This window comes from Halomonas sp. M1 (genome assembly GCF_029581375.1).
Classification (GTDB): Bacteria; Pseudomonadota; Gammaproteobacteria; order Pseudomonadales; family Halomonadaceae; genus Vreelandella.
The window spans coordinates 2,776,912-2,788,008 of record NZ_CP121119.1 but is presented as its reverse complement, the minus strand read 5'-3'; the positions used below and the strand labels follow the sequence as shown (position 1 = coordinate 2,788,008).

10 protein-coding genes are annotated in these 11,097 nt (G+C 55.6%); 2 read left to right on the top strand and 8 right to left on the bottom strand.

The annotated features are described in order from the left end of the window. Positions 1–115: 115 nt before the first annotated feature. From P8S54_RS12885 to P8S54_RS12850, 8 genes are all read right to left on the bottom strand, one after another. Positions 116–586 carry a C40 family peptidase gene (locus P8S54_RS12885; protein ID WP_281444103.1) on the bottom strand — a complete coding sequence of 157 codons (471 nt, stop codon included), beginning with the start codon at positions 584–586 and terminating at the stop codon, positions 116–118. 145 nt (positions 587–731) lie between these two features. Beyond that, on the bottom strand, positions 732–1,361 hold the full coding sequence (locus tag P8S54_RS12880; RefSeq protein WP_281442046.1) for a histidine phosphatase family protein: 630 nt from the start codon (positions 1,359–1,361) through the stop codon (positions 732–734). A gap of 26 nt (positions 1,362–1,387) precedes the next feature. After that, on the bottom strand, positions 1,388–2,203 hold the full coding sequence (gene phnE / locus P8S54_RS12875; protein WP_009097334.1) for a phosphonate ABC transporter, permease protein PhnE: 816 nt from the start codon (positions 2,201–2,203) through the stop codon (positions 1,388–1,390). Positions 2,204–2,235: 32 nt separating this feature from the next. Beyond that, the gene (gene phnE / locus P8S54_RS12870; protein ID WP_009097332.1) at positions 2,236–3,063 is read right to left on the bottom strand and encodes a phosphonate ABC transporter, permease protein PhnE; all 828 of its coding nucleotides are present in this window, start codon (positions 3,061–3,063) and stop codon (positions 2,236–2,238) included. Next, positions 3,060–3,926 (bottom strand): phosphonate ABC transporter ATP-binding protein, encoded by an 867-nt coding sequence (gene phnC / locus P8S54_RS12865; RefSeq protein WP_281442045.1) that lies wholly within the window; start codon positions 3,924–3,926, stop codon positions 3,060–3,062. Before phnC ends, phnE (P8S54_RS12870) begins: the two co-directional genes overlap by 4 nt. Positions 3,927–4,003: 77 nt before the next feature. Further along, positions 4,004–4,981: a phosphate/phosphite/phosphonate ABC transporter substrate-binding protein gene (phnD, locus tag P8S54_RS12860; RefSeq protein ID WP_281442044.1), complete on the bottom strand. Its 978-nt coding sequence runs from the start codon at positions 4,979–4,981 to the stop codon at positions 4,004–4,006. Between the two features lie 133 nt (positions 4,982–5,114). Next, positions 5,115–6,848, bottom strand: a complete 1,734-nt coding sequence (locus tag P8S54_RS12855; protein ID WP_281442043.1) for a bifunctional diguanylate cyclase/phosphodiesterase — start codon at positions 6,846–6,848, stop codon at positions 5,115–5,117. 230 nt (positions 6,849–7,078) lie between these two features. Beyond that, complete coding sequence (locus tag P8S54_RS12850) at positions 7,079–8,434, bottom strand: Glu/Leu/Phe/Val dehydrogenase (RefSeq protein WP_281442042.1); 1,356 nt, start codon at positions 8,432–8,434, stop codon at positions 7,079–7,081. A gap of 161 nt (positions 8,435–8,595) precedes the next feature. On the opposite strand from P8S54_RS12850, the gene P8S54_RS12845 reads away from it, so the two are divergent. After that, complete coding sequence (locus P8S54_RS12845; protein WP_281442041.1) at positions 8,596–9,912, top strand: ferredoxin reductase family protein; 1,317 nt, start codon at positions 8,596–8,598, stop codon at positions 9,910–9,912. Between the two features lie 115 nt (positions 9,913–10,027). Beyond that, on the top strand, positions 10,028–11,050 hold the full coding sequence (locus P8S54_RS12840) for a DUF1853 family protein (protein ID WP_281444102.1): 1,023 nt from the start codon (positions 10,028–10,030) through the stop codon (positions 11,048–11,050). The last annotated feature ends 47 nt before the right edge of the window (positions 11,051–11,097 follow it).

Here is an 11,097-nt window from a genome sequence, read left to right as displayed (position 1 = left end):
GTTTAGCCATACTACCACCACACACAAACACTATGTTTTACATGAAACAGCGATTAGTCAACGCGACAAGGGTCAAGAAACATGCAAAAACCACCCCTACGTCGATGATGCTGGTTTAAGGCGCAGCCCCTGCCGCACCTAAAAAGCGCTGCTCCCAATAATCGATATCCAAGGGCACGCTGACCACTGCCCGGCCGCTGCCAGGGGCGTGAATCATCTGCCGGTTACCGCGATAAATCCCAACATGCGAGGCTTTCGCGCCACTGCCAAAAAACAGCAGATCCCCAGGACGGGGAGTATCAACCGCAGGCAGTGCCCGGAATTGATCATGGGCGGTACGGGGAACACGAATACCTGCTGCGCGATAAGTCATTTCAACTAACCCCGAGCAGTCCAGCCCTTCTGGAGAGTTGCCGCCAAAACGGTAAGGCGTACCAATGGCTTTTTGGGCATGGGAAAGAATCAGCGCTCGCTCCATGGAGATCCCCGCCTGAGCACTAGGCGCAGATGGCGGGGCAACCTCTTTGCTGGCACACCCAGCTATCAGCAACAGGGCGAACAGCGTGATTAAGCGCTGCAGAGGCATCAACCGCCGCAAGCGGACCAGCGGCACAGAGTACATAGAGAGCACACAGGGAAACGGCATAAAACGCTCCAGCGCGGCATGTTAGCAATCGCTTTATCATGGCCTAAGTGCTGGTGACTCGCTACTGATTCATGGCGCGGTTTATTTAACGCCCAATCCACTCAACAAAGGTGGTTTCTCCCAGCGCATGGCGCTCATGGCGTAGTCGGCTCATCGCGGCATAGGGCAAATCCATCACTAAGCCATTGCAAAGCGGCTGTTCCAATACTTGGCGCAGCAACGCGTTACATACAAACAGGTGGGCGACCACCAGTACATGCTTGCCCGGTGGGTTTATTAACAGTCGCCGCCACACATCACTGACCCGAGCATCCAATGCGTCTACTGTTTCCCCTTCGGGCGGAGCCGCTTGGGAAGGGTTATGCCAAAACGCGCTCATCTGCTCGCTACCCTCTTCGGCAAACACTTGAGCATGGGTTTTGCCCTCCCAGCGCCCCAAGTGAAGCTCAGCTAGGTCATCCTCCACCTGTACCGGCAGGTCGAACTCTTCACCTAACCACAGCGCAAATTCACGACAGCGCAGCAGCGGTGAGCTGATAACGGCATCATAAGGCAGCCGCCCACCCACACTTTGTCGCATCACGGCATCACTCATTTGCTGCCAACCGGCTTTACTCAGCGGATGGTCGGTACTACCACGCAGCATGCGCCCGCCGACTGGCTCGCCGTGGCGCATAATATCGATGGTCGTGATAGTGGCATTTGGAAAGCGCATGATCGCTCCTTACCCTGGCTGTCTGGCTAGATAATAGCGTGGCGTACACGGGCAGAGATCCACTCTGAGACCAATACCGTGGCAAAAATCATCACAAAGATAACGCTAACCTGGTTCCAGGCGAGGCTGTTAATCGACGCGTTAAGCTGCAAGCCGATACCGCCAGCGCCAACCAGACCTAGCACGGTAGACTCACGAATATTAATGTCCCAGCGATACACGCTGATACCCGCGAAAGCAGGCATAACCTGGGGCAGCACACCGTAGTTCATCACCTGTAGACGGCTGGCGCCGGTGGCGCTAATTGCCTCAACGGGGGTGGGGTGAATCTCTTCAATGGCCTCATAGAGCAACTTGCCGACAAAACCAATTGAGCGCAGCGCGATGGCGATGATTCCCGCCAGCACACCGGGGCCAAGAATGGTGACCAGCAGCATGGCCCAAATCAGCGAGTTAATAGAGCGCGATGAGACGATAACGGTGAGCGCTAGGCTGCGTACCAGCGGGTGCGGCGTGGTGTTGCGTGCGGCTAAAAATGCCACAGGAAACGCCATGGCAATGCCCAGCACGGTGCCTAACGTAGCGATGTTCAGCGTATCCCACATGGGCTTCCATAGCACGCTGGCATACTCCCAACGCGGCGGCATCATTCGGCTGATCAAGTCGCTGCCTTGGCGGCCCGCATCTTCGACAAACACCCACATGGTGTTATCAGAAATCACTTTCCAGCACAGTAGAAACAGGCTGATGCCGACAAGCCAGGCGGCGTACTGAAGCCACTGGGCGCGAGTAGTGCGCCGCTGCCACAGCGGCGCGCCCTGGGGTGTTGTTGAAACTGGCATAACGTTTCCTCTTAACGACAAGCGGCGTGGGGTTATTGCGTCCAGCGACGAACGTAGCTGGAGGCGTACTCGCTCATCAGTACAATCGCGATGATAATTAACAAGATGGCGGCGGAGGTACCGTACTCATAACGGCTGAGTGAGGTGTTGAGAGTCGCGCCAATGCCGCCCGCCCCGACAATGCCAATCACCGATGACTCACGGAAGTTGATATCCAGCCGGTACATCGACAAGCCAATTAAGCGCGGCATCACCTGGGGTTGAATGGCATGGTTCATGGTTTGCCACCAGCTCGCCCCGGTGGCGCGCACGGCTTCTACCTGCCGCCAGTCGAGGTCTTCAATATCTTCTGCCAGCAGCTTGGCCATAAAGCCAATGGTGGCAAACGCCAAGGTCAGCATCCCGGCAAACGGCCCAAAGCCGAACATCACCACAAATAGAATCGCGATGATAATTTCCTGGAAGGTGCGCGAGACCGCAATAATGGCGCGGCATACCGCGTAGATGGGTAAGGGCGAGATATTGCGCGCCGCCCCCAACCCCACGGGAATCGCCAGCAACACGCCAATCACCGTAGAGGTTAACGTCATGGTGAGGCTTTCCAGCAGACCCGCCATAATGTCGTTTTGGCGACTAACAAAGTCGGGCTGCAAAAACGCTCCGAGAAAATTCAGTGCGCGCCCAGAACCTTCCGCCACACGCGCCCAATTGACTTCAACAGACGCTAATGCGAGCACCAAATACACGACGCCGCCCAGCACCAACCCCCAGCGCATACGCGGATTATCAATCAGCGGTAGCCGCCGCCAATGACCTTGGCGTGCCGCCTGTTGACGCGCCAGCGTATCAACACCGCTCATAGCGCGCCTCCGCTGGCAACACTGGCCAACGGCCGCTGCGTGTGGGCAGCATAGGGTTGGCGAGTGAACGCATTTTCCTTCTCTTCAACATCGTCACTCTCAACAGGCTCAGGCGACGTATCCCAATCCTCTTCACCGTATATCGTGGTAAGAATCTCGCTGGTTAGCTCACTGGGCTTGCCATCAAAGACGATTTCACCTGCCCGCAACCCCACAATACGGTCGGCAAACTGCTTCGCCAGCGCCACATCGTGAATGTTGATAATCGCAGCCAGCTCACGCTCGGCGCACAGCTCACGAATCAGTCGCATGATTTGCCGGGAGGTTTTCGGGTCAAGGCTCGCGGTGGGCTCATCGACCAGCAGTAGTTTGGGGCTTTGTAACAGCGCACGGGCTATGCCAACCCGCTGGCGCTGGCCGCCAGAGAGCGCATCGGCGCGCTTGTCGATGGCATGGGGAAGGCCCACCCGTTCAAGTAGCCGAAACGCCTCGGTCACGGCTTCCTGAGGGTAACGACGCAAAAAGCTACGCCAGAATCCAACATAGCCTAGCTGACCGGAGAGCACGTTCTCCATCACGGTTAAGCGATCCACCAAGGCGTATTCCTGGAAGATCATCCCCATGGAGCGACGCGCGTGGCGCAGACGATTGCCTGATAGCTTCGTCAGCTCGATATCTTCCAACCGAATGCTGCCTTGGGTGGGCTCCACCAAGCGATTAACACAGCGAATCAGGGTGCTTTTACCCGCCCCAGACGGCCCAATCAGCGCCATGACCTGACCTTTGGGAAGCGCTAGTTCGATATCAGTAAGCGCACGATCCCCAGTGGGGTAACGTTTGCCAACGCCGGTAAGTGTCAACATGGGTTTACCTCATCTTCATAACGGTTCGGCCAGAAGGTTGCCCTTCTGGCCGATGGGGTTGCACAGCTGCCAAAGGGTTAATCGCAGTCGTAAGTCACACCGTTGGCTTCAGCAATGGTGCGGATCACAGACCAATGCTCTGCATAGGTGATCGGGATAAACTGTGCTTCACCGGAATTGGCAAACTCAGCCTCAAGGGCGGTGCCTTCCCAGTCGTAGCTGAAGAACGCATCTTGAATTTGCTGGGCAAGCTCAGGCTTTAGATTGTGGGCAACGCCATAAGCCGTGGTGGGGAAGGTTTCGGAAGTATAGATAATCTCGTAATCGCCTTCGCTTACCACACCGCGAGAGATCATCCGAGTAGCCACCGAGTTAGCAATGGCGGCAGCATCGTAATCTTTATTCACTACACCTAGCACAGAGTTATCGTGAGAGCCGGAGAACGCGGTCTTGTAATCGTTATCGGCTTCTAACCCATACTCAGAGCGCAGCAGCGCAGAGGGTGCACGGAAACCAGAGTTAGAGGTTTCTGAGGTAAACGCCAATTGGCGACCTTCAAGGTCTTCAACGGACTCAATACCGCTACCGGGATAGGTAATAATTTCCATCTCGTAGCCGTAGCTACCATCTTCACTCGCCATAATGGCGAAGGGGCGAAAGCCACCACAGTTAACAGCAACCGGCACACCGCCGGTGTTGAAACCCGCGACATGCAAGCGGCCTGCACGCAGCGCCTCTTGCTGGGCAGCATTCGACTGCACGGGGAAGAACTGCACACGTTTACCGGTTGCTTCGCTTAGATGATCCAGAAAACCAGACCATACATCCGCATAAACAGCAGGGTCTTCAACCGGCGTATAGGCAAAGACCAAGGTGTCCGGGTCGACCCACTGAGACTCGTCAGTCGGTGCATCGGCAACCATATCGCCATCGTTGTCTACGTAGCGCGAGGAGAGGTCGGCGGAGGCGTTAACCGCTGCCAGCGCAAATGCGCTTGCAACAGCAGCGCTAATCAATGTGCGGGAAAGCGAGTTAGAAAGCGTGGGAGCGTGCATGCATCACCTAAGTAGCTGTTCAAAGATGACGCTATCCTGCCAAGCCTGCATGACAGCAGCGGGTCACTCCCGTGACAACCTAGTGACGTCTCAATGACAGCAAAGTGACACCCCTTAGCTAAGGCAGCACGCGTCAGTTCCGTCGATCTATAAAGAGACTATTTCCGACTATTTTTTTCGCCTGATGTTTTAGCTCGGAAAGTTGGGCGGCAATATCCAGTGCCTTGCAGGTGCTAGGCTCGGCAATGGGTTTAACCGCAATCGATACACTAACAAAGGGAAAGAACGCCGTGGCACCTTGGCGGCTTTCAATAGTGATACCGCCCTGCTGCCGATCATCCTCTTCATAAAAACCCGGTGCCATGACTTCAAAGGAGCGCAGAATTTGCTGGCAAACGCCCTCCCAGTGCTCAAGTGGCAGCAGCATCATAAAATCGTCACCGCCAATATGGCCGATAAACCCACCGGCACTCTCCACCTGACCCTGCAGCAAGCGCGACAGCGAAATAATCACGTGATCACCGCGGGCGTAGCCATAAGCATCGTTAAACGCTTTGAAATTATCTAAATCGACGTAGGCGGCTGCGAACCCTTCGCTCTTATCCAGATACGCGACCAAGGTTTCGTTGATAAGAATATTGCCCGGCAACCCCGTCAGCGGGTTTGCATGGCGGGCTTGACGCACTTGGATGGCGGTAATCTCGCGTAGTAGATCAACAATAGTACCCATACCAAGATAGTGGCCGTTGTTATCCACGATCACAAAGTCTTCAAGCTCAATATCTTGGCTGTCGGTAAGCTGTTGGCTCAGCGCTTCCAGTGACAGTTCTGCAGGGGCCACTAACATTTTGGCGTCGCCCACATCCAGCACGCAGCGCTTAGCATACAAAGCATGGCTGTAGGGGTTAGTAAACAGCGTTAAGAACGCATTGCGACGCACCACGGCGACGGGAATACCCTCTTTAACCACGGCGACACAGCGTAGGTTGGGGTGCTCGCGAAATCGCTCGGCAAGCTCCGGCACCACACAGCTGGGCCCGACGGGGTTAACCGGACGCAAAATAGAGTGCGCGGTACGACCCGCCGTACTTTTTAACTGGGTGGCCGCAGGTAGCAGCATATGGAGCTGCATCGGCGGATCGGGGCTAGGCCGGGCAAAATAAAACCCTTGTAGCAGTGCCAAGCCGCGATCCAATTCCCACAAGCAGAGGTGTTCGGCGGCGGTTTCGATTCCCTCAGCTATTAACTGGCAATCCAAGCTGCGCGCCACATCTAGAATCGAACGAAGGAACTCACGCTTGGCAGGCTCTTGGTCAATGCCAGAAATGAAGTGGCGGTCTAGCTTAACGAAATCAGGCCGCAACTCCGACCAATGGCGCAGGCTAGAGTGACCTGCGCCCAGATCGTCTAATGCCACCTGAAACCCCATATCACGGTAGTGGGCGACCGCTTGACGCATTAGGTCGTAATCGTGAATGGGCACGTGTTCAGTGAGCTCAATCACCACCCGTTCGGCGGGAAGCCCCACCTCCTGGATAAAGCCAAGCGTTAACCCTTCACGGAAGTCCCGCTCGACAATCGTCAACGGCATCACGTTGAGAAACAGCAACCCGGGCAATTCAAGTTCGGCAAAACGATGAATCGCCAAGCGACGACAGAGTATATCCAGCTCAACGAGCAACCCGGCTTGGGTGGCGACATCAAACAGGCGTAGGGGCGAGTGCAGCGGCGATGTTTTGGGACCACGGATGAGCGCCTCATAGCCATAAATTGCCTGTTGATTGGCATCTACGATTGGCTGAAAAAGCACCTGCAGCGCCTCTGCCGCGATAATGTTATTCAGCCACTGCGCTTCTTGTGCGGTCATATATTTGCTGTCCCATTTAAAGACGGTTGTCCCTATAGTTTTTAATGAGCCACAGAAAAAAACCGGTAAATCATCAGAGAAATACCGGGTGGCTACTTGGGCAGCAAGATTGCGACATCTGCATGACACCAGTGTGACAACCCAGCGCGATTGATCGCGATTAATGGCACCACACTGCGAACACTTAGCGAGCCCCATTGGGCCCGCTACTCTTTTTGTACTGACTTTAGTTAACGGTAATTCTGGCAATTTCCTCGCGCCATGATGGCTTCAGCGATGCGTTCTATTCCCTGGCGGTAGGCGGCTTGGCGATAGGTGACTTTCTCTTTCTCCGCCCGCGCCAACACGCTTTCTGCCTGCACTCCCAGCAGGTTATCTAGGCGCTGATTGACGTCTTCTTCTAGCCATTTTTCGCCTGCGCGGTTCTGCAGCCACTCAAAATAGCTAACAATGACGCCGCCAGTATTAGCCAAGACATCAGGTAGCACAGGTATTTCGCGTTTGGCTAATGCATCATCGGCATCGCTAGTTAACGGCCCGTTAGCAATTTCAAGAATCGCCCCCGCCTGCACATCGTCAACGTTGTCGCAGTGAATTTGGTTCTCTAGTGCCGCTAACGCCAGCACATCCACCTCAAGCGACAGCAGTTTATCGCTCGTCAGTGATTTGCCCTGCTTACTCTTGGATAACGAACCGTGCTTGTCTTTGTCCTGCTTCGCAGCGTCAACATCAAGCCCGTCCGCGCTGTAAATGGCGCCGCTTGAGTCCGATAGCGCCACAATTTTATAACCCCGCTCACTGGCTAGTCGGGCAAAATGATAAGCAGCATTACCAAAACCCTGTACGGCAACGGTGGTCTCTTCTGGCTTGCGCTCTTCGCGCTCGGCCCACAAATCCAGTACTTTTAGCGCGCCGCGCCCAGTGGCCGCTACCCGACCCGGAGACCCCCCTAGAGACAGCGGCTTACCGGTAATAGCGGCAGGCGCTTGGGCACGCACGATATGTTCGTACTCATCAATCATCCAGCCCATTACCGTAGCATCGGTATTTACATCCGGGGCGGGAATATCTCGGTCTGGCCCCATAATATCGGCAATGGCACGAATATAGCCCCGAGCCAACCGCTCTCGCTCAAGGGAGGAGAGGGCCTTGGCATCTACCTGTACACCACCTTTCCCGCCGCCATAAGGTAAGCTAACCACCGCGCACTTCACCGCCATCCAGAAACTTAGCGTGGTGACCTCATGCTGATTAACGTCCGTATGGAAACGCACACCACCTTTGGCAGGCCCTAAGCTGGTATCGTACTGAACCCGCCAAGCGGGGAAGGCCTTTAGGCTTCCGTCATCCATGCGTATTGGCACACTCACCTGAAGCGACAGGCTCGGCTGCATCAACCGTGCCTGAGCATCCGGGTGAATATCCAGCGCTTCAAATACCGCCTCCAGCCGTGAGCGAGCATCCTCAAACAGCGCCGCGCCTGTATCAGGGGTCAGGGCTTGCAGCGTTTTCTTTTCCGCTTGCGGTTTACGTGTTTTGGATGCTTGCTGCTTTGCTTTATGTTTTTTCGCTTTCGCATTAGCCATGTAGCACTCTCCTTCTGCTTGATAGGCGTCAGCGCCTGCTCATAAGGGACTTAGCACTGTGTAAGCGTAGCAGCTTGGTAAATGCACACGCTTTTTAACTTGCGAAATCCCAGCTTTTTCTCACACTTAGGCTATTTGCACGGATGCCCAGGGAGAACATAGTGAGCCCAATAACACGTAGCGCCCTAGCTTGGGGAAGCCTGTACAGTTTACTTGCCCTGCTACCGATAGGCTGGCTGCTTCTCTCACCACCAACACCCCGCAGCTGGCTTGGTGAAGCGGCGGTGTTGCTTGGCGCACTCGCCCTAAGCATCATGGCACTGCAGGCGTTAATATCTGGCCGACACACGTGGTTTGCCCATGAAGTTGGTTTTGACAACGTACTGCAGTTTCATCGCCAGATCGGTATTGGGGCGCTTTTCCTGGTTATTGCCCACCCCGTTGCCCTGTTTATCGCCCACCCTTCGCTGATTCACTTTCTTGACCCACGGGAAGAAACCCTGCGCGCCCTAACCCTGATGGCGCTATTAATAGCCAGCATTGTGCTGATTATTAGCTCGCTCTGGCGAAAGCGTTTTGGGCTATCGTATGAGTGGTGGCGACTACTCCATGGCGGCTTGGCGCTGTTCATCGTTTTTGGGGGGCTGGGCCATGCCATAATGGCCCAGCGGTACACTGAGGGCTTGGTTACCTCGATGGGTCTGGCACTGCTTATTCTGATTCCTGCCTGCTTGGTACTCGAAACTCGCTTATTAAGGCCATGGCGTATGCGCCATCGCCCGTGGCGCGTAGTGGACACAAAGCTTGAGCGCGGCGATACCACGACACTAACGCTTGAACCCGCCGGCCCTCACCGCTTCACTTTCCAACCGGGACAATTCTTCTGGATCACCCTGGGCAACACCCCATGGTCGCTTCAGCAACACCCTTTTTCGCTCTCATCAAGCGCTGCCAGCAGTGGCCGTATAACCTTCAGCGCTAAACGCCTGGGCGACTTTACCCGACAACTACCCAAGGTAACCGCCAATACACCTGCGTTTATTGAGGGCCCATTTGGCGCTTTCATCCCTCGCCCCAACAATCCCTCGGGGCTGGTAATGATCGCAGGGGGGATTGGCATTACGCCGTTTATGAGCATGCTCTACACCTTTCGCGACCAGCAAGACCGCCAACCGATTTGGCTGATTTATGCCAACCCCACCTGGCAAGAAGCCACCTTCCGTGACAACCTGGATGAATTGGCTCAGCAACTTAACTTAACGCTGATTCACGTTATTTCAGACCCCCATGAGGGCTGGGAAGGGGAAGTGGGCTACGTTGACCAAGATCTCCTGGCCCGCTGCTTACCCCGGGATGATGGGAAGCGTGACTACTTTATTTGCGGCCCGGACCCCATGATGGATAGTGCCGAGAAAGGTTTAATTGCCCAGGGAATCGCCCCCACCCATATTTTCTCCGACCGCTTTGACATCGTTTAGGGAGTTTTTATGCTGCATAACTACGCAAGATACGCAGGGGGGCTAGTGCTGGCGCTATTAGTCGCCGTTGTGCTCCTGGCGGCGTACGCCCTGCAATGAGCTACGAGTGCCTTCTGTGATAGTGAGCAACGCGCCCAGCGAGCACTACTCCGCTCACCTTAGCTCTCAAGCAGCCCGCGACTTAGCGTGGCTAATCGCCACGCCGGATGTCGTTGAGCTACCGCCGCCCATCCCCTGTGGCGGCAAGCCAACGCAACAAGAGCTTGGTTTGACGGACAGCATAGACGCCTGGTTGGCGCAGCTTACGCCAAAGCTGAACGCGCTGGATGGCAGGTTAGCTACCCGTATGGGCCACTACCACGAACAGCTTTGGCACCTGCTGTTAGATAATGCCCCCACTACCCGGCTTTTGGCCAAGAACCTACGCATTACGCAGCGGCGCAATACGCTAGGCGAGCTGGACATGCTCTATCGAACGCGTGACAACACCGCTCCCGTGCATTTGGAAGTAGCCATTAAGTTCTACCTAGGGCTACCCGAAGGACCGGGAGATGCCACCAGCCAAAGCCGCTGGATTGGCCCTGGCGGGCTAGACAGCCTAGCACTGAAATGCAGCCATCTGCGCCACCATCAGCTGCCCATTTCGAGTACCGCCGTCGCGCAGGCACTGATCACCCAATGGCTAGCGCCAAGGGACCTTGGCCCCACCGCGCCGCTTAACGGCCAGCTCACCCAGCGCCTAGCCATGCCCGGCGTACTGTTTTATCCCTGGCACACGGCAATGCCGCCGCCCATCGGGGCAACAGCCAATCATCGGCGCGGTAGGTGGTGTTATATAAAAGATTGGCCAGCGCTTGCAGCTCAAACAAGTGAGTCACTGCACATGGCGTGGTTGGAGAAACCCCATTGGCTGGCCCCGCCACCTAAAGCGGCGTTTCAGCCAGCCAACGAGGAAATGGCAATCGTGAAGCCGCTGATTGAGCGCTACGGGCCACAGCAGGTGATGCTTTACGACCCAGAAGCGGAGACAGGAACAGGAACAGGAACAGGAGCAAAGATGCAGCCACTGGAGCGTCTCATCCTTGTCCCCAATGACTGGCCACGCCAAGTGCCGCTGCCGCCCCGCCCTCGCGATTAAACAATCACTTCGCTAAACAGCCACCTTGCCGTTAAACAGCTACTTTG

What these genes read in the sequence shown, in the direction of transcription:
- P8S54_RS12885 (WP_281444103.1), bottom strand. Translation starts at nt 586, where the DNA reads ATGCCTCTGCAGCGCTTAATCACGCTGTTCGCCCTGTTGCTGATAGCT.
- P8S54_RS12880 (WP_281442046.1), bottom strand. Translation starts at nt 1,361, where the DNA reads ATGCGCTTTCCAAATGCCACTATCACGACCATCGATATTATGCGCCAC.
- phnE (WP_009097334.1), bottom strand. Translation starts at nt 2,203, where the DNA reads ATGCCAGTTTCAACAACACCCCAGGGCGCGCCGCTGTGGCAGCGGCGC.
- phnE (WP_009097332.1), bottom strand. Translation starts at nt 3,063, where the DNA reads ATGAGCGGTGTTGATACGCTGGCGCGTCAACAGGCGGCACGCCAAGGT.
- phnC (WP_281442045.1), bottom strand. Translation starts at nt 3,926, where the DNA reads ATGTTGACACTTACCGGCGTTGGCAAACGTTACCCCACTGGGGATCGT.
- phnD (WP_281442044.1), bottom strand. Translation starts at nt 4,981, where the DNA reads ATGCACGCTCCCACGCTTTCTAACTCGCTTTCCCGCACATTGATTAGC.
- P8S54_RS12855 (WP_281442043.1), bottom strand. Translation starts at nt 6,848, where the DNA reads ATGACCGCACAAGAAGCGCAGTGGCTGAATAACATTATCGCGGCAGAG.
- P8S54_RS12850 (WP_281442042.1), bottom strand. Translation starts at nt 8,434, where the DNA reads ATGGCTAATGCGAAAGCGAAAAAACATAAAGCAAAGCAGCAAGCATCC.